Origin of the sequence: Chloracidobacterium thermophilum B, assembly GCF_000226295.1 — a bacterium.
GTDB lineage: Bacteria > Acidobacteriota > Blastocatellia > Chloracidobacteriales > Chloracidobacteriaceae > Chloracidobacterium > Chloracidobacterium thermophilum.
In genome coordinates, this window is sequence record NC_016025.1 from 202,580 (window position 1) to 220,622 (window position 18,043).

The 18,043-nt window shown below is 62.2% G+C and carries 14 protein-coding genes; 8 read left to right on the top strand and 6 right to left on the bottom strand.

Features of this window, described 5'->3' with window-relative positions:
- Positions 1–37: 37 nt before the first annotated feature.
- A complete protein-coding gene (locus tag CABTHER_RS11900) occupies positions 38–1,960 on the top strand; it encodes a hypothetical protein (RefSeq protein ID WP_014100900.1) in 1,923 nt (640 codons plus the stop codon).
- 96 nt (positions 1,961–2,056) lie between these two features.
- Here CABTHER_RS11900 and CABTHER_RS11905 read toward each other — a convergent pair whose 3' ends face one another.
- From CABTHER_RS11905 to CABTHER_RS11925, 5 genes are all read right to left on the bottom strand, one after another.
- Complete coding sequence (locus CABTHER_RS11905; protein WP_041570096.1) at positions 2,057–5,707, bottom strand: SDR family NAD(P)-dependent oxidoreductase; 3,651 nt, start codon at positions 5,705–5,707, stop codon at positions 2,057–2,059.
- A gap of 59 nt (positions 5,708–5,766) precedes the next feature.
- Positions 5,767–6,270 carry a 5-(carboxyamino)imidazole ribonucleotide mutase gene (gene purE / locus CABTHER_RS11910; protein ID WP_014100902.1) on the bottom strand — a complete coding sequence of 168 codons (504 nt, stop codon included), beginning with the start codon at positions 6,268–6,270 and terminating at the stop codon, positions 5,767–5,769.
- Positions 6,257–7,501 (bottom strand): acyl-CoA dehydrogenase, encoded by a 1,245-nt coding sequence (locus tag CABTHER_RS11915; RefSeq protein ID WP_014100903.1) that lies wholly within the window; start codon positions 7,499–7,501, stop codon positions 6,257–6,259. The genes purE and CABTHER_RS11915 overlap by 14 nt, the downstream gene beginning before the upstream one ends.
- Before the next feature lie 23 nt (positions 7,502–7,524).
- Positions 7,525–7,980: a MaoC family dehydratase gene (locus CABTHER_RS11920; protein ID WP_014100904.1), complete on the bottom strand. Its 456-nt coding sequence runs from the start codon at positions 7,978–7,980 to the stop codon at positions 7,525–7,527.
- 145 nt (positions 7,981–8,125) lie between these two features.
- Complete coding sequence (locus CABTHER_RS11925) at positions 8,126–9,007, bottom strand: hypothetical protein (protein WP_148264088.1); 882 nt, start codon at positions 9,005–9,007, stop codon at positions 8,126–8,128.
- Between the two features lie 267 nt (positions 9,008–9,274).
- Between CABTHER_RS11925 and CABTHER_RS11930 the strand changes: the two genes are divergently transcribed.
- From CABTHER_RS11930 to CABTHER_RS11950, 5 genes are all read left to right on the top strand, one after another.
- Entirely contained in the window at positions 9,275–11,335 is a 2,061-nt protein-coding gene (locus tag CABTHER_RS11930) for a peptidylprolyl isomerase (protein ID WP_014100906.1), read from the top strand.
- A gap of 104 nt (positions 11,336–11,439) precedes the next feature.
- Positions 11,440–12,510, top strand: a complete 1,071-nt coding sequence (locus tag CABTHER_RS11935; RefSeq protein WP_014100907.1) for a YheT family hydrolase — start codon at positions 11,440–11,442, stop codon at positions 12,508–12,510.
- 35 nt (positions 12,511–12,545) lie between these two features.
- A complete protein-coding gene (locus tag CABTHER_RS11940; protein ID WP_014100908.1) occupies positions 12,546–13,697 on the top strand; it encodes a nucleotidyltransferase domain-containing protein in 1,152 nt (383 codons plus the stop codon).
- Positions 13,698–13,901: 204 nt separating this feature from the next.
- Positions 13,902–15,203 (top strand): adenylosuccinate synthase, encoded by a 1,302-nt coding sequence (locus CABTHER_RS11945; RefSeq protein ID WP_014100909.1) that lies wholly within the window; start codon positions 13,902–13,904, stop codon positions 15,201–15,203.
- Positions 15,204–15,365: 162 nt separating this feature from the next.
- Positions 15,366–15,878 carry a Spy/CpxP family protein refolding chaperone gene (locus tag CABTHER_RS11950; RefSeq protein ID WP_014100910.1) on the top strand — a complete coding sequence of 171 codons (513 nt, stop codon included), beginning with the start codon at positions 15,366–15,368 and terminating at the stop codon, positions 15,876–15,878.
- Between the two features lie 124 nt (positions 15,879–16,002).
- On the opposite strand, the gene CABTHER_RS11955 is transcribed toward CABTHER_RS11950, so the two are convergent.
- On the bottom strand, positions 16,003–16,329 hold the full coding sequence (locus CABTHER_RS11955) for a hypothetical protein (RefSeq protein ID WP_041569953.1): 327 nt from the start codon (positions 16,327–16,329) through the stop codon (positions 16,003–16,005).
- Between the two features lie 388 nt (positions 16,330–16,717).
- On the opposite strand from CABTHER_RS11955, the gene CABTHER_RS11960 reads away from it, so the two are divergent.
- Both CABTHER_RS11960 and CABTHER_RS11965 read left to right on the top strand, forming a co-directional pair.
- On the top strand, positions 16,718–17,260 hold the full coding sequence (locus tag CABTHER_RS11960; RefSeq protein ID WP_014100912.1) for a SelL-related redox protein: 543 nt from the start codon (positions 16,718–16,720) through the stop codon (positions 17,258–17,260).
- Positions 17,257–18,021 (top strand): alpha/beta fold hydrolase, encoded by a 765-nt coding sequence (locus CABTHER_RS11965; protein WP_014100913.1) that lies wholly within the window; start codon positions 17,257–17,259, stop codon positions 18,019–18,021. Before CABTHER_RS11960 ends, CABTHER_RS11965 begins: the two co-directional genes overlap by 4 nt.
- Positions 18,022–18,043 lie beyond the last annotated feature (22 nt).

Genomic DNA, 18,043 nt, shown 5'->3' on the forward strand with positions numbered 1-18,043 from the left:
AGACCCCTTGAGATAGCAGACCCCTTGCCAGCAAGCCATGCCCCATCCTGTCGTTGACGCCATTCGGAACGGAGCTGCCCCGCGTGCGGCCAAACTGGCCGCCGCCAATGGTTTGTTGCCGTTGGCCCCGGATGACAACCTGCTCGTGTTGTCCACGCTGGTTCACGATAGTGACGAGGAAATTCGCACGGCCGCCCAAACCTCAGTCACGAAGCTTGACCCAACGGTTGTGCTGCCTATTGCGCGCGATGACCGTACCGATCCAGCGATTCTGTCCCTGCTGTGCACGGCCAGCACCGATCCGTCCATCACCGAAGCCGCCGTTTTGAACCGGGCCACCCCGGATGCCGCCGTCGAGGCGCTGGCGCTCAAAACAACGCAGCCCCACATCCTTGAAGCCCTGACCATCAACCAGCAACGCCTGATTCGCCGCCCGGCGCTCATTGAGGCCATTCTGCACAATCCCCACCGGACGCCGGAAGCCGAGCGCCGGGCGCGGGAGGTCAAGGCCGAGTTTCTCGAAAAGGAATTCGGGCGCCGCCAGGTGGCCGGTGAACGGGCGGCGTCCACGCCCGAAGTTCCGCTCAAGTCTGCGGCTGACCTTGTCCCGGAAGCCTTTGTGGATACCCCACCGGCCATCCCTTCCGGCCCGCCGCCGGTGACATCCACGCCGTCCCCGGCCGGGCCACCTGCCGCGCCACCTTCTCCGCCGCCGGTGACGGCTCCCACGTCGTCTGGCGTCAGCGCGCCACCACCGCCGGCCAAACCGCTCAAGCTGTCCAAGTCGCCCCCGGTGGCCATGATTCAGCAGGGGAAAGCCCCGCGCCCGGCCAAACTCATGGTGGCGCAGGGGAAACTCCCGCTGGCCCCGGAAGACCTGCTGTTTGCGCAGGTGCTTCTGACAGCCGATGCGGATGCGGAAATTGCCGAGGCCGCCCGCGCTTCGCTCGCCACGCTGGACTTCAACACCCTGCAACCCGTGGTACAGAACCCGGAAACGCCGGAGGAAGTGCTGCATTACCTGCTTCTGCACCCCGGCCTTCCAGAGCGGTTTGGCGAGCAGTTGTTGTTGCATCCGGCGCTGCTGGATGAATCGGTACTCGAATTCGTCCGGCAAACCACGAGCGGGTATCTGCTGGAAGCTGTCACCATCAACCAGCAACGGCTCATCCGTCTGCCGGCCCTGCTGGATGCCATCCTGGAAAACCCGGCAAGCACGTTTGAAGCCAAGCGCAAGGCACGTGAGGTCAAAACCGAGTTTTTCGAGAAAGAACTCGGTGCCGAGCGGGTTGCACGCGAACAAAAGGCGCGGGCGGCGAAATTTGCGGCCGTCCTCGACCTGCCGCCCATGCCGGATGAGGCCTTCGAGGCCGAGTTTCAGTCCGTCCTGGCCGGTTTCGAGGCCGAAGTCGGCCAGACCTTTTCCGATGAAGCCCCCAGTGAAGCTGACGCCGACGCCGACTTTGAGGCTATGCTGGCTGCGGTCAAGAGCGAGGAAGGCATTGATCTGCGCCAGTCAAGCGACCCGGCAACCAAGGAGCGCCTGTCCATCTATCAGGCATTGGCGCGCATGTCGGTCAAGGAACGTATTTTTGCGGCGCTCAAGGGGGGACGCGATGTGCGGGCCATCCTCATTCGTGACTCGAACCGCATGGTCAGCACGGCGGTGGTCAAAAACCCACGTATTTCGGAAGCCGAAATTGAGGCCATCGCCAACATCAAGGGGATCAACGAGGATGTTCTGCGCATCATTGCGATGAACCGGGCGTGGGTCAGCAACTACGCCATCATGCACAACCTCGTGCGGAATGCCCGTTGTCCGCTCAACTTCAGCATGCAGTTCATCAACCGGCTTCAGAGCCGCGATCTCGTCAACCTGACCAAGAGCAAGTCCATTCCCGACGCGCTGCGGCAGGCCGCCAACCGGCTGGTTGCCAAACGCCGCGAGACCGGTGGGTGATGTTGATGCCCTTCCCAGACTGAAGACCGGGAAGGACACGGGGCAGCAGGGGCGGATGGCCATTCGCTCCGGCATGGCGGGGCTTGTCGTACCAAGTCAGACCGTGATGGCATTGCCACGGTGAATCCGTGACAGGTAGCGGCTCTGCTCCGGCTCCGGGGCCGGGGCCGCCGCCAGCAAAACGGCATCCACAAAGCGCTCCAACTCCTCACGTTCTTCCCGTTCGTTGCGTGGTTCTTCGACTCGCGCCCGGCGCGTCAGGTCCACCTGGTTGACCGTTGGATGGTGGGTGAACCGCTCGCACTCCACGGCCAGCGTCGCCGTCAGCGCGTGAAGTGTCGTCTTGACGAACAACGCCAGGGCAAACTCTTCACGGGATGAGTTGCGCGAGGTTTTGGGCGTAACGAGCACAATCTGCGACTTGTCCTGCAACGCCGCCTTTTTGGCCACCCGGAAGTGGTGGGTGATGTGGGTTTCGACAAGCTGCTCGAAGTCCTTTTCGTTGAGCACGCCGCGCCAGTCATCCGTTGCCGCCAGCGGCTTGAGCGGCAGCGGGTCAAAGGGTGTGGACACCACGACATCCAGATGCCCAAACCGTCGGATGAGGTCATCCATGGCGGCCTCGACGTTGGCACCGGCGCTGAAGATGTGCAGATTGTTGAGTCGCTGGGCGGAGAAATAGTGCCGCAGCGAATCCGCCCGCTCCGCCGTCTTGGTCAGGATGATGCAGTTGCGGACGACGAGCTGAATGGCAAAGGCTCCGACCAGCCACCGGAGTTCCTCTTCCAGATAGTCGCCGATGAGCAGGACGTTCTTGCGCCGCAGTTCCATGAGGTGTTCGTTGCGCGGCAGACCGTAAAACTCCCCTTCCGTCACCGTCCGGTCGAACTTCAACCCCCCCGAAGGATGCAGCGTTTCACCACTGATGTTCGGATCGGAGAGGTAAAAGACCGTCGCAATCGCAATTTCCTCTTCGGTGGGCATCCGTCTCAGATTGAGCATCGTCAGGATGCCCGATTGGACACGCTCGGCTTCCCTGTCGATCTCTTTTGGGTCAAAAAATGGGTCAGGTGGTTCGGGCAACTCCCGCAGAAAAGCCAGCGTAAAGGCTTCCCGGTCTTCGACCGAGGTCAGATAGCCCCCCTCGAACAGCCGGTGGAGCAGTTTTTCCGCAATCTTGCGCGTCATGAGGTAGTGGCTGTCCGAGTGGCCTTCATTGACGGCGGCGGCGCGCAGATGCGTGATGAGTCTCCGCACGGGTTCAGGCGGACCGGCCGCCAGCACATCCTCAAAGTGGTTGTGCGCCAGCGCCCCCAACGTGGACTTGACAGCTTCACCTTCGCGCCACGCACGAATGACAGCATCGTGGATGTCGTTCAGACGCTTGTTTTCGAGAATGAGCCGCGCCCGGCGGGCATACAGCCCCGGTCGCGAGCCTTCCCCGCGCAGCCGCTTGCCTTCGACCGGACCCGGCGAGAGGGCGTTGATCTGGATTTCGGGTCCCAGATGCCGCGCCAGAATCTCGGCCAGCGCCCGTTGCCCGGCCTTGGAAACGGCATAATCGCTGCGGTTGGGATAGGCCACGGCCACGTATTTCTCACCGCCAAAGTACGAGCTGACGTTGAGAATGTAGCCCGCGCCCTGTTTTTTCATCAGCGGCGCGATTTTGTAGATGAGCGAATAGTTGCTGAGCAGGTTTGCCTTGAGGGTGTGCCGCCAGGCAGCCAGTGGCAGGTCAACAACCATTTCCTCCGCCCCGGCAATGCCAGCGTTGTTGATGAGGAAGTCAATGCGTCCGAACTTGTCCAGGGCGAATTTGACCAGCCGCCCCAGGGCCTCTTCATCCGCCACGTCAATGTTGGCCAGGGTTTCAACCCGTGTTTCCGGCTGCGGGTAGCCAACGGCAAACAGTTCGGCGACGATCTCGCGTTTGAGCGCTGCCAGTCGTTCGGCATCCCGCGCCGCCAGAACGACCTTGGCCCCGGAAAGCGCCAGGTAGTGACCAATTGCGCCGCCGATGCCGGCGCTGCCCCCGGTGATGACCGCCACCTTGCCGATGTGCAGGCCGAGCAGCGTCCGGGCAATGTCGCGGGGCAGTTCGGTCTTGCCGGTGGTGCGCTGGATGTTTTCGGGAACGTAGAGGTTCAGTTCGTCAAAGATACGGACGCGGTTGGCGAGCGTCGCCAGCCAGTCGGCCGTGAACTTGAGGTTGTCGGGTTCAGCGTTGGCGTAGCGGACAATCTGGTTGGTTCGCACGGCAAAGCGGCGCGTTCCGGCCGCCACCTGCAGCTCGTCTTCGTGCCGCCACACCCGCAGCAGTTGTTCCACGGCCGCGCGGTAGATGTCTTCAAAGGCGTTGGTGGCGCCGTCGTGTTCGTTGGTGACGAACAGGACGTTGACCGGTTCCTGGAGTTCGTTTTCGGCGTCGAAAGCGAGCAGGAAGCGCGAAAGTTGCGCCGCAAAAGCCGTCGTTCCGAGAATGGCCTCGTCGGTGAACTGCCGGATGCGTTCCGGCTCGTCCGGGATGAGTTCCGGGCCGTAGTGACCCGCCGCGTGCGCCGGAAAAACAATGACCGTATCCAGCCGGTGGTAGCGTTCCCGGATGAGGTCAAAGACGCTCGTCACGGACTCCCGCCGCAGGGGGTCGAGCCAGGTGACGGCGATGCTGTGGTTGAGTCCGCGGCTTTCAAGCTGGGCCTTGGCCGTATTGACGGCTTCCGGCTGCCGGAACGTCAAAATGACTGATGCCCCGTACGATTGCTGGCTGGCAGCAATGGTCACGGCATCGTGAACCTGCTCGCCGCCCACGATGAGCACGACGCGCCGGCTGAGGTCAATGAGCCGCTGGTCAGGCCACGCCGTGAGCTTGGTGCGGCTCTGGGCCTTGACCTGCATGCCGTGCGTAATCTCGAAGTTGTGCCCGGAAATGGCGGCTGATTCGTCCGAACCGAGAAAGAGTATGACGTGCGCGACATCGGCCTGGGTCGGATAGCATTTGGTCGGCGCTTCACCCCCGCGCGCCCGCGCCAAAATCATGATGTCGAAAAATTCCTGCGCCGTCGTTCCTTCAGGAACACCCTTGAGGCGGTCCATCGCCCCAAACACGGTGCGGATGCGGTCGGAATCAATCGGCCCTGGAAAGACCGTGTTGACGCGCACGGCGCGGTCGGTCGTCCCAAGCTGCTTGGCCAGCCCCAGCGACAGCGCATTCAGGGCCGATTTGGGCACGACGTAGGGAATCCGCCCGTAGTAGTTCGTCCGGGAAAAAATCGTGGAGACATTGATGATGCTGGCCCCGACGCGCAGGTAGGGCAGCGCCAGGCGCGTCAGGTGCCACGGCATGCCCAGCAGGTTGGCTGCCGATTCGCGCATGGTTTCGGTTTCGGTGAAGCCTTCGGCCGCCAGTTGGGCCAGGTCTTCCGAGGTGAAGGGAATCCGAAACAGAGGCTGTTTGGCCCCGGCCGAGCCGGCATTGTTGATGAGCACATCCAGCCCGCCCCAGCGCGCTGCAATGGCTTCGATGGCTGTCTGCATGCCTGCCAGGTCTGTGGACGCAAAAGCCACCGGCAGGATGTCGTCGCCGGAGAAGCCTTCGGCCATGAGCGCCGCCCGGAACTGCTCAGCCCGTTCGAGCGACCGGCTGGAAATGGCGACGCGCGCGCCTTCCCGCAAATACATCCGTGTCACGACACTGCCGATCCCGCCGGCAGCGCCCGTAATGAGAGCAACTTTTCCGTTCAAACGCATGGTTGACTCATTGCGGCGCAGACACTCCGGTTTCGTCCGGCGCACCTGCCGCCGCTACTTCAGTTCCCGTTGTTGATGAGCTGGTTTTTGCTGCGCGAGATTTCGGCCATCTTGGCTTTGAAGTCCACCAGTTCGCGCTGGAGCTCCGGGTTGTCCGCTGCGACAATCTGGACGGCAAGGATGCCGGCATTTTTGGCTGCGCCGATGGCCACCGTCGCCACCGGTACGCCGACCGGCATCTGGACAATGGAGAGCAGCGAATCCAGCCCGTTGAGCGCCTTCGACTGAATCGGCACGCCAATGACCGGAAGGGGCGTCAGGGACGCGACCATGCCCGGCAGGTGGGCCGCGCCGCCCGCCCCGGCAATGATGACCCGCAACCCCCGCATGTGGGCCGTTTCGGCATACATGAACATGTCGCGCGGCGTCCGGTGGGCGGACACAATTCGCATCTCGTGCGCGACCCCGAACTCACTGCAGATAGCCGCCGCATCCTTCATCACCGGGTAGTCGCTGTCACTCCCCATGATGATGCCTACGGCTGGAAGCTCATGTCTGGCCATGTTTCCCTCCGCTTGCACGTTCCTCGGTTTTGGAACGGTGTTTTGTCAACTCCAGCTTGGCGATGGTTTCCCGGTGCACTTCGTCAGGGCCGTCGGCCAGGCGCAGGGTGCGCGCCTGCGCCCAGGCGTAGGCCAACCCGAAATCGGCGCAGACCCCGCCGCCACCGTGCGCCTGAATGGCGCGGTCAATGACCCGCAGCGCCATGTTGGGGGCGACGACCTTGATCATTGCAATCTCTGTGCGGGCGGCTTTGTTGCCGTAGCGGTCCATCATCGCCGCCGCCTGCAGGGTCAGTAACCGGGCCTGATCAATCTCGATCCGCGAGTCGGCAATGGCCGCCCGGAGCACGCCCTGTTCCGCCAGCGACTTGCCGAAGGCCGTCCGGGTCAGCACCCGTCGGCACATGGCCTCCAGAGACCGCTCGGCAAGGCCGATCAAGCGCATGCAGTGGTGAATGCGGCCGGGGCCAAGCCGCCCCTGGGCAATCTCGAAGCCCCGCCCTTCCCCCAGCAGCAGGTTGGATGCCGGAACCCGGACGTTTTCAAAAATGACCTCGGCGTGGCCGTGGGGGGCATCGTCATAACCGAAGACATCCAGCATGCGGACGACCCGGACGCCGGGCGTGTCCATCGGAATGAGCAGCATGGACTGCTGCTGATGCTTGGGTGCTTCCGGGTTGGTTTTGCCCATGAAGATGATGAGCTTGCAGCGCGGATCGCCCGCTCCGCTCGTCCACCACTTCCGGCCGTTGACAACGTAGGTGTCGCCGTCGCGCTCAATACGGGCTGAGATGTTGGTGGCATCCGAACTCGCCACGTCCGGTTCGGTCATGGCAAAGCACGACCGGATTTCGCCAGCCAGGAGCGGTTCGAGCCACTGCTTTTTCTGCTCCGGCGTGCCGTACCGCACGAGCACTTCCATGTTGCCGGTGTCCGGGGCCGAGCAGTTGAACACCTCCGGCGCCAGAAACGACCGCCCCATGATTTCGCACAGCGGGGCGTAGTCGAGATTGCTCAGCCCGGCGCCATATTCGCTTTCCGGCAGAAACAGGTTCCACAGCCCGGCCGCTTTGGCTTTGGCCTTGAGCGTTTCGACGATGCGCGTCGGCTGCCAGCGGGGGCCGGCGGCAAGTTCATCCCGGAACGTGGCCTCGTTGGGGTAGATGTGCTCGTCCATAAAGGCCAGCAGCCGTTCGCGGAGTTCAAGGGCTTTGGGTGAAAACTCAAACATAGCCGGAACCTCAACCAGGATGCCTAAACCAGAACGCGCAGAATCCACTCCGCGACACAGGCCGGCTTGTCCGCGCCGTCCAGTTCCACGGTGCAGTTGAGCGTGAGGTCAAGGCCGTTATCGAGCGACTTGACCTGGGCCATGGCGAAGCGTCCCCGGATGCGGCTTCCGGCCGGGACCGGCGTGACGAACCGCACCCGGTTGAGACCATAGTTGAGCGCCAGCCGCGCTCCCTCGAAGTGCAGGGTCTGCTCCACCAGATGCGGAATCAGCGACAGCGTCAGGAAGCCATGCGCAATGGTGGTTTTGAACGGGGATTCGACAGCCGCCCGTTCGGGATCGCAGTGAATCCACTGGGTGTCGCCGGTGATTTCACCAAAGCTGCTGATGCGCGCCTGGTCAATGGTGAACCAGTCGCTGACAGCCAATTCCTGACCGGCCAGGGCAGAAAGCGACGCAAGCGAAAAAGACGTAGGCATGGGACGTAAAAACCGCAGGAAGTAACGTGGGGTGTTTCTCCCATGCAACCACTATTTTGTGCGTTTGCCAACCGATTCAGCAGTCCCGGCCCGCCGGGTTGCCGTCATGTCACGGGTGAGGCCGGAAGGCGGACGCGAAGCGGTCTCAGGTCTCAACGGCCAGCCGGTTGACAAGCCATCGCTGCCAGTGGGGACGGTAGCGATGCAGCAACCAGGCGATGAGCGGCGGCAGCAGGCAGGCTATGAAAAAGGCCAGCACGACAAGCAGAAAGCGGCCTCCGAAAAACTCATCGGCCAGCCGGCTGAAGTCCATCCAGTGGCCGCCACCCTTGGCGTCTTCGTAATCGAGGCGCGCCGCCTGGCTGGTCAGCAGCTCAAAGGCGAAGCGCAGGTCATGGAACTGGATGTAAAACCCGGCAAAGGCATAGATGGGACGCTCCAGTGCATGGACAAGCGAGGTGCCGCTCCACGCGCGGTAGAGAAACACGGTGGCAAACAGCAGTTCGCCGCCGTGCCCCATGGCGATGACGATGGCCTCGTGCCAGGACGTTGCAGCCGTGGTGATGTACGCCCCGGCGAGGCTGCTGATGACGAGCAGCGTCCCCGGATTGCGGCGGAAGTAGTACAGCAGCCAGGCAAAGGCGGCCAGCCACAGCCCGGTAAGCAGCCACTGCCGGTCCTGGTGAAGCGTCACCCCGCCGCCATACACGAAGTCGAACGCCGGAATCGAAGGATAGCCGTAGAGCCAGCCGGCCAGCGTGTGTCCCAGTTCATGCACCAGGGTCACAAGCGGGTGCAAAAGAAACGAAATGAAGCCAAAAAAGGGCAGGAAAACGACGGCTGCCGCCAGCCCGGCGCCGCCAAGGATGGACTGGTAGCCCTGTTTGTCCACCCGTTCGGCTTCCAGCGGCGGCTGCCACGGCTTATGGTGCGCCCACCCCAGCGGCAGCGCCATCCCGCAGCGGACGCAACTGGTCTGGGTCAACGGCTGACGAAGCTGACAGTGGGGGCAGGTCTGGTGGTGCATCGGGTAGCTTTACGTTCACGAAAGGTTGGGCGGCCAGTGAAGGCGTGCAAATCCACTGGTCAGTAGCGGCCGGCATGGTGACATGCCGGCCCACAGGCGGCAATCCCACGCCTAGAAATTCGGTCGGGAGAGGCTATGCCGGGTTGCTCACAACTTCCCGGTCGAAAAAAGCCGGATTGCGTTTGCCAGACGGATTCGGTAGTCTCGTCTGCTTCGTTTGCTGCGTATTGCAGAGACCATTTTTGGGTTGAGGTGCAGTGTTCCCCAATGGCTCAGTCTGAAACGTCTTCCACACAACCGGCGTCCAAGCCGCGACGCACTCTGCTGATTGTTGTCATCTGCTTCCTGGGTTTCGTCATGGCGCTGGCGTACTCGTTGCCCTCCCGCTCCCTCTTTGGGGCGAGCGGCCCCAAGGCTGTACGGCCTGTGCCGGACGACACGGTGATTGCCCGCGTCGGAAGCCGGACGGTGACGGCCAAGGAGTACACCGACTCGCTGAAAAACCTCGTCGCCATGTACCGCCGTTATGCGGAGCAACTGGCATCCGGCGGGGGGAGCTTCCCGGTGAGCATTCAGCAGTTGCGTCAGCAGGGCAGTGACCGCGCCATCCTCCAGCAGTTGGTACGGCGGCGCGTCATCGAACTCGAAGCCGAGCGGCTGGGCCTGACAGCCACCGAAGGCGAAATCCAGCAGCGGTTGCGCGAGCAGTTCCGCGACGAAAACGGGCGCTTCATTGGTGTGGAGAAGTACAAGCGGCAACTGGCGCGCATGGGCACCAACTACGTGGACTTCGAGCGCGACCTGGCCTACACCATCGCGGAGGAAAAGCTGCGCAACTTCATCACCAGCGGCATCCAGATTTCCCCAAAGGAAGCTGAAGAGGAATACCGGCGGCAGAACACCCGTTTTGAGTTGAGCTATGTGGTACTGCCGGCTGCCGATTTTGAGAAGGAAGTTGGCGAGCCGACTGAAGATGAACTGCGCGCCTACTTCGAGGCGCACAAGGAAGACTTCCGTCCGACGAAAGACCGGCGCAAGGTGCGCTACATCTACATCAGCCAGGACAAGGCCGCGGAAATCATCCCGGTTTCCGATGAGGAGTTGCGAAGGGAATACGATCCCAACAAGCAGGTCAAGTCAGTCCAGGTCAGCCAGATCGTCCTGAAAGTGCTGACACCCAAGGACGAAGACAAGGTGCTCCAGAAAGCCAACGATCTCGTGGCACGTGCGCGGGGCAAGGAAGGCGCACCGCCGGAAGACTTCGCAGCCTTGGCGCGGGGGAACTCCCAGGACCCGGCCACCGCCGTCAAAGGTGGCGACCTGGGCGTGGTTGAGCGGGCGAATGTCAAGCCTGGTGATGCCGTTGAGGCGGCATTCAATCTCGGCGTAGGGGAAATCAGCGAGCCGGTCCGACGGGGCAATGCCTTCTACATCTTCAAAGTGACCGACCGCACCATCAAGTCATTTGAAGAAGCCAAGCCGGGTTTGCTTGCCATCGTGCGCAACCGGCTGTCCTATGCCAAGGCGTCGCAACTGGCAGACGAGGCGGTATCGCTGCTTTCCCGGACGCGCAACTTTGAGGAAACGGCGGCCTCCATTGCGACGAAACTCAATGTCAAACCGGAAGAGGTCAAGCGCGAGACCCCGTTTTTCGCTCCGGGTGACGACGTGCCCGACATCGGCAGCAACCCGTCATTCGAGGAAAAGACATCGGCTTTGACCGAGCCGAACGAAGTGGGTGAGAAGGTTGGCATCCGGGGTGGATTTGCCGTTCCCCAGCTTGTGGAAATCAAAAAGCCCGGCGATCCAACCCTGGATGAGGTACGCGATAAGGTGGCGGCCAAGGTCAAACAGGAAAAGGCTCTGCAAAAGGCGTACGAGCGCGCCAAAGAACTCATCGCTGCGGCCAAAAATGCTGCCGGCCTGAAGGCTGCGGCCGAGGCCAGAAAGCTCAAGGTTGAAGAAATCAAGGATTTCAACGACACGGCCTACCTGGACAACAAATCCTTCCCGGCCGCCTTCCCGAATGCCGAAAAAGTCAAGGTCGGTGAGCTTATCCCGATGCCGCTCTACTCTGCCCGCAATACCGTGCCGACGGTGGCCGTTGTGGCAGTGACAGCGCGCAAGGATGCTGACCTGACGAAGTTTGCCGAGCAGCGCAAGCAAACCATGGATCGCCTGCGTGGCGACCGTGCCAACAATCTGTTTGAGACCTACATTGATGGCGTCAAGGCGCGACTGAAGGAAAGCGGACAGCTTCGGGTGGATAAGGCGCTGGCGGAACGGGTGGTGGTTGCCGCCGCCGCCAACGAGGCCCCAACCGAGTAGGGGCGGGTTCCCATACCCGCCCAAATGTAGGAGCGGGTTCCCATACCCGCCCAAATGTAGGGGCGGGTTGGCGGCCCGCCCCTACGCACAACGGGTTTTTGGGTATGCAGCTTGGAGCGTTAGGGACGGCGACGCGCGCTGTGACACCTCGTGCCTACCTGCTGGAGAGGCTGGGGCAGCGGCCGTTCATACCCGACCCGCGCCTGACCAATCCCCATCTGCAAACCATTCTGGGATCGGTGCTGCCCCGGCGGTCGCCGCTTGTCGGGCAGACCGGGCAGCCGCGTACCTTTCACACCTGCCCGGATACGGCCGTAACGGCCGTCTGCCACTGGCAGCCCGGATGCGCCCCGGCTGATCGTCCGACTCTGCTGCTGCTGCACGGCATGGAAGGGTCGGTCGAGTCGAGCTACATGCGCGGCATTGCGGAGAAGGCGCTGCGGGCCGGCTTCCACGTCATTCGGCTCAACACCCGTACATGTGGCGGGACGGAGCATCTCTCACCACATCTTTACAATGCCGGGCTGACGGAAGATGCCCGCGCCATCATCGCCGAGTTGGCTGAGCGGGACGGCGTTCAGGATGTTTATGTCGTCGGCGTTTCGCTTTCCGGCAACGTCGTGTTGCGGTTGGCCGGGGAGTACGGCGCGCAGGCTCCCCGGCACGTACGCGGTGTCGCCGCTATTTCTCCGGCGGCCGATCTGGCCGCCAGTACAGCCGCCATCGAACGCCGTTCCAACTGGCTGTATCACCGGCGCTTCGTCCGCAGCCTGAAAGCGCGCATGAGGCGCAAGGCCGCCCTGTTTCCTGATCGCTACGACGCCGGACGGCTGGCGCAGATTCGGACGATTCGTGAGTTTGATGAAGCCTACACCGCCGTGGCGGCCGGCTATGAAAACGCTGCCGATTATTACTACCGGGCCAGCGCCGTACGCATTGCGGCGGCCATCCGGCTGCCCACGCTCGTCATTCACGCGCAGGATGATCCGTTCATTCCGGCGACGCCGCTGTACGAGCCGGCCTTTGCCGACAATCCCTGCATCGCGGTACTCCTGACCGAGCGGGGTGGGCACGTCGGATTTCTCGCGGCCCAGCAGGGCGATGAAGACTGGTACTGGGCCGAACACCGCATCGTGGATTTCGTTCGGGTTCTGGACGCTGTGCGGCGGCGGTGACGCTGACGGCCACAGGTCCTGACCGACCGCCGCCTATGTCCGCCAACCCCATGTTGCCAGACACGCTCGCGCCGCTGCTCCCCGCCACACCGGTGGATGTTTTCCTGCAACGGGCACTGACCGGTCAGCCGGTGGTTTGGGAGGCGGGGCTGTCGGTGGCGGAGGTCATCGCTGTTTTGCAGGCCCATCGGCTGGGGCCGTTACTGTGTGCGCAATTGTTGCCAGAAACCTGGGCCACCCTGCCTGGCGAGTTGCAGACATGGCTGAAAGCCAGTGCGCGGGGGCAGGTGGTGCTGGACCTTGAGCAGACCCTGGCGCTTCAGGAACTGCTCCCCCTGGCGCAGGCGCGGGGCATCCGGGTGCTGCTGCTCAAGGGCGTGCCCGTCGGTTATCGGTACTATGCCGAACCCCACCATCGCGTCAAAACCGACGTGGACCTGCTCGTTTGCCCGGCGGATGTTGCCGGTCTGGTTGCCCTGCTGGAGGAACTGGGTTACACGCGCTCGGTCGGCATTACCGGAAAGCTCGTGAACCGGCAGACGACACTGGCCCGGGGTGACGTGGCTTTGGATGTTCACTGGAGCGCCGCCAATACGGCGCTCTTTGCCCACGTGCTGGACTTCGAGACTATGTGGCGCGAGCGTCTGCCCATTTCTGAACTCGGTGCGGCCGCCTATGCCCCGGCGGATGAGGACCTGTTCCTGCATGCCTGTTTTCACCTGGCACTGCACATCAGCTATGAGTTTGCGCTGGTCTGGCTCTACGACATCCACCTGATGGCGACCCGTTGGCCGCCGGAAGTGCTGGAGCGGTGTTTGCTCCGCGCCCGGCGATTGCAGATGGCGCGGGTCTGCCTGGCCTGTCTGGCGCTGTCGCGGGCCTGGTTTGGCACGCCCTGTGCCGATGATTTCTGCGCGGAACTGGTGCGGCAGTCCACATCTGAGCGATCAGCGCAGGTGCTCGTCCGTCACCTGAGCCGCTGGCAACGCTTCCGATTGGAATTACAGGCGCTGTCCTGGAGCGAGCGGATACTGTTTTTGCGGGAACTGGTATGGCCATCGGCAGACTATCTGCGACGGCGCTACAGTGACAGCACCACCTGGCTGCCCTGGCTACACGTCAAGCGGTGGCTTGGGCAGCCAGGCAAAGCGGATGCGCCGTCTTCTGATGCCGAAGACCAGCGTTGACGAAATGCTGCCCGGCGGCAATACTCGCCCGATGGGTTATCCAGAGGTCATCTGGCTGTGGCGGTGTAGTTGCCCGTTGGGAACCACTGTACGGGATGATGTGGGCGCTACGCTGTCTGCCTGCCATTGAAAGGAGCTTGAAGCCCTCTTCCCGGCGCACTGGGCGGGTGTTGCCAGGGGCGAGGGTCCAACCGTGTTGCGCGCATGAAAAACATCGTTGTCGTCGGAACGCAGTGGGGTGATGAGGGCAAGGGCAAAGTCGTCGATCTCATTGCTCCGCATTTCGACATCGTGGCCCGGTATCAGGGCGGCCACAATGCCGGCCACACCGTCATCGTTCGGGGAGAGAAGTTCGTGTTGCACTTGCTGCCTTCCGGCATCGTGCATGCGGGCAAAAGCTGTGTGATTGGCAACGGGGTGGTCATTGACCCGACCGCACTGCTTTCCGAAATGGATGAGCTTGCCGCCCGTGGGATTGACTTCACGGGGCGGCTGCACATCAGCAACCGGGCGCACATCATCCTGCCCCACCACCTGGCGCTTGAACGCACGAGCGAACAGCGGCGCGGCATCCGGCAGGTCGGGACGACCCTGCGCGGGATTGGCCCTGCTTACGAAGACAAAATCGGCCGCCGGGGACTGCGCGCTGGCGATCTCTTGCACCCCGAACGGCTCAAACGTCAGCTTGAAGAAATCATCGGCGAAGCCAATGACATCCTGCAGATGCGCGGGGCCGAACCCATTGCCCTGGCCGCTACCGTGGATGACCTGCTGGGCAAAGCCAGTCGTATCGCCCCCTTTGTCACCGACACGGCCCTGTGGCTCAACCGGGAGATGTCCGCCGGGAAAAGTATCCTGTTCGAGGGAGCGCAGGGAACGATGCTCGACATTGACCACGGAACCTATCCCTACGTTACCTCATCAAGCGGAACGGCTGGCGGGGCCACGGTCGGCACCGGCGTACCGCCAACCGCGATTACCGGTGTGCTTGGCATTATGAAAGCTTACACGACGCGCGTGGGCAGCGGGCCTTTCCCCACGGAACTCACCAATGCCACCGGCGAACGGCTGCGGGCGCGCGGTCACGAGTACGGCGCTTCAACCGGCCGTCCCCGGCGATGTGGCTGGTTCGATGGCGTCGTGGCCCGTTATGCCCGGATGATCAATGGATTGACGACAGTGGCCCTGATGAAACTGGATGTCCTGGACGATTTCGAGACCATTGACATCTGCACCGGCTATCGGCTGCACGGGGAAGTGCTCGACGCCATTCCCCACGACGCCGAAGACCTCGAAGCTGTTGAACCCATCTACGAGACCCTGCCGGGGTGGCAATCCTCGACCGTGGGGCTGACCGACTTTGCACAACTTCCCACGAATGCACGGCGCTATATTGCGCGGCTTGAAGCCCTGGTGGGCTGTGACATCGGGCTGGTATCCACGGGTCCCGACCGCCACGACACCATTCTGCGCGCCGATTCGCAGCTTGCCGGTTGGCTGACCTGACCGGTTGACGATTCCTGACAATCGGTTGACCCAATTTGACGGACTTTGGAGCGACGCCCGGCGTCTATAGGGGTAGCCGTCGAACCGAGCCGTTCACGGCTTCAAGTCCGTCCCCTGGGGCAAACGCAGGGGCAAATGCAGCGAAGAGAAGGAGTATCGCGTATGTTGTACCGTTTCAGCTTACGTCCCTTGATCGCCGTCGCCTTCCTGGCCTTCATCCTGACCGGGGTGATGGGCGGGGTGGCCTATGCAGCCGGGCGCGACCGTGGCCCCGGACACTTCATGGGCTTTTTCATCCAACGCATGGCCGCGCAACTGGGCCTCAGCGAAGAACAACAGACCCAGATTCGGCAGATTATGGAAGAGGAGCGGGCTGTGGCGGAACCGCTCATGCGGCAACTCAAGTCCGTTCGCGGTCAACTCCGCACTCTCGGTACAGATGGTGTTTTCAATGAAGCGCAGGTGCGTGTGCTGGCCCAGCAACAGGCACAAACGATGACCGAACTCATCGTCGTCAAGGAACGCACAAAAGCGCGGGTTGCAGCCGTGCTGACGCCGGAACAGCGTGAGCGTGCCAAACAGATACTGGAGCGGTTCCACCAGCGGATGCAGGGCGGTCCCAGGTGGCATCACGGGCGTGGCTTCGGGCCTGTGCTGCCGCCCCCAGCCATGTAAACACTTTTCGGCTTGGAACGGCGGCGGTCGTTCGGCCGCCATCGGTCAGGCAAACCGGCACACAGCATACGGCGCGCCAGGGTAGGCAACCCAGCGCGCCGTGTGACCTTTCTGAAAGCTGTTTTCAGGCGGTAGCCATCCGTACGTTCGGGTTGGTGAGGTTATCGTTGAGCGTCTGGGAAGGCTTAGCCTCACTCTGCTCCGTGGTTGGAGCGAAAAACGCCTTCGATCCGTTTCCCTCCGCCGATGCCGGGGATTCATCGTGAATGTCCACCGGCAGCAGCCCTTCCCGGTAGAGGGCATAGCCACTGCGCGAGCAGGCAATGACGGATGGAATCCCACGTGATGCAAACCACTGCTGCCACTTTTCCAGGTCACGGTACTGGGGTGAGTTCCGGCTCTTGACGTAAGTCGAAAAACGATTCTCCTCAGTCAACTTGATGCGTGCCATCACTGATGCCTCCTTGGTACAGCTCAGAAAACCCGTGGGAGACGTACCCACGGCGATGTCAGCGGCGGCATCCGGGAAGAACCGGACGCCGCCAGACACCTGTTTTGGGGACGCACTGTAAAACCTTACTTTCTTGTAAGGTTTTACGGTGAGAAGTATAACCCTTGGAAACTGTTAGGAAGCTAACATTTGGTCGGTAGGTGTCGCTTCACCGGCACGCGAGCCGGTTTCCACGCGAGCCGGCAGGAACCCGGAAAACGCGCATCCAGTGTGTGTGGGCGCACGGTTGAATCCAGTTCTGCCCGGATGATGAACCCACCCCCGGCAAGGTGAAACACAGGGCTTGTTGCCGCCTGTTCATCTGGCGTAACACAAGGTGGCTGCTGTCATGACGAAACGCATTCCGAAAGACATCCTCGAACGTGAAGTGATAGGGCTGAATCTGGCCGGGCGTACCCTGGCCGGGCAGTTGACTGCACCGGTCAATCTGCTCGTCTTTCTCCGGCACTTTGGCTGCGTCTTCTGCCGCGAAATGGTAGCCGATGTGCGTAACGCGGCCACGCAGGACGCCAACTATCCGAACGTGGTCTTCTTTTATCAGGGGACGGTCGAGCAGGGGCAGGATTTTTTTGCCAGCCTCTGGAAGGAAGCCCGCGCCATCAGCGACACGCCGCTGGTGTTCTACAAAGCACTCGGCATTCAGCGTGGCGGGTTGCGCGAGATGTTCGGCCCCGAAGTGTGGGCTTGCGGATTGCGCGCCGTGGGCAAGGGACACTTCATCGGTCTGCCGGTTGGTGATCCGTTTGTTATGCCCGGCGCTTTCCTGGTGTCGTCAGCCGGTGACGTTCTCTGGCAACATGACTTCAGGCATGCCGGTGATCATCCCGACTGGCAGGCAATCGTACCTGCTGCTACTGCCGCGAAGGCATGACGCGCCCGACGATCATTGCCATCCACGGAAACGGTGGTGGCGCTTTCCGTTTTGCACGGGTGGAGCCGTTTTTTTCAGAAACCTCTCCGGTCGGCTTTACAGCCCTGACCCTGCCGGGTTTTGGCGGGACGCCACGGGACACACAGTGTGTCACGCTGTCGGATTATGCCGCGCATATTCAGCAGTTCGTGACGCACATTGACGCGCCACGCATCCTGCTTGGGCACGGCATTGGCGGTTCGCTGGTGCTGGAATATCTCCAGCATTTCGCGCCCTCCGTTGCTGGCGTCATTCTGCATGCGCCAGTTGGTGCGCGGCTGGACACCCGCTGGTTTCCACGGCTGATGTCCTCTGAAACAGTCCGTGAACTGGGCAAGCGGATGTTGGCTTCGGCGTTGCTTCGTCCGCTGTGGAAGCGGCTGTTTTTTTCGCAGCCGGTCCCGGACGAATTTCTCAACCGGTTTTTTGCCGAATACGGCACCTGTGAAGCCTTCGGGCAGATGTTCGAGCTGATTACCGCTGAGTGGTTTGCTGCACTGAAGCCCGTCACGCTGCCTTCTGTCCTGCTGTGGGGGGCGCGCGAGCGGGTGTTGCGGCTCGATCAGGCGGCTGAGTTTCGGGCCAAGCTGCCGGCAGCCACTATGGAAATCGTCAACGACTGGGATCACTTTCCCATGGTTGAGCAGCCGGAAGCCTACGCGCACAAGCTCATGCAGCTTGCCTCCAAACTCACCGCCGAACGGGCTGCCACCGCGCGCTGACGTGCAGAACGCTGGCAGTGAG

Coding starts and splice junctions, on each gene's coding strand:
- CABTHER_RS11900 (WP_014100900.1), top strand. CDS start 38: ATGCCCCATCCTGTCGTTGACGCCATTCGGAACGGAGCTGCCCCGCGT.
- CABTHER_RS11905 (WP_041570096.1), bottom strand. CDS start 5,707: ATGCGTTTGAACGGAAAAGTTGCTCTCATTACGGGCGCTGCCGGCGGG.
- purE (WP_014100902.1), bottom strand. CDS start 6,270: ATGGCCAGACATGAGCTTCCAGCCGTAGGCATCATCATGGGGAGTGAC.
- CABTHER_RS11915 (WP_014100903.1), bottom strand. CDS start 7,501: ATGTTTGAGTTTTCACCCAAAGCCCTTGAACTCCGCGAACGGCTGCTG.
- CABTHER_RS11920 (WP_014100904.1), bottom strand. CDS start 7,980: ATGCCTACGTCTTTTTCGCTTGCGTCGCTTTCTGCCCTGGCCGGTCAG.
- CABTHER_RS11925 (WP_148264088.1), bottom strand. CDS start 9,007: ATGCACCACCAGACCTGCCCCCACTGTCAGCTTCGTCAGCCGTTGACC.
- CABTHER_RS11930 (WP_014100906.1), top strand. CDS start 9,275: ATGGCTCAGTCTGAAACGTCTTCCACACAACCGGCGTCCAAGCCGCGA.
- CABTHER_RS11935 (WP_014100907.1), top strand. CDS start 11,440: ATGCAGCTTGGAGCGTTAGGGACGGCGACGCGCGCTGTGACACCTCGT.
- CABTHER_RS11940 (WP_014100908.1), top strand. CDS start 12,546: ATGTCCGCCAACCCCATGTTGCCAGACACGCTCGCGCCGCTGCTCCCC.
- CABTHER_RS11945 (WP_014100909.1), top strand. CDS start 13,902: ATGAAAAACATCGTTGTCGTCGGAACGCAGTGGGGTGATGAGGGCAAG.
- CABTHER_RS11950 (WP_014100910.1), top strand. CDS start 15,366: ATGTTGTACCGTTTCAGCTTACGTCCCTTGATCGCCGTCGCCTTCCTG.
- CABTHER_RS11955 (WP_041569953.1), bottom strand. CDS start 16,329: ATGGCACGCATCAAGTTGACTGAGGAGAATCGTTTTTCGACTTACGTC.
- CABTHER_RS11960 (WP_014100912.1), top strand. CDS start 16,718: ATGACGAAACGCATTCCGAAAGACATCCTCGAACGTGAAGTGATAGGG.
- CABTHER_RS11965 (WP_014100913.1), top strand. CDS start 17,257: ATGACGCGCCCGACGATCATTGCCATCCACGGAAACGGTGGTGGCGCT.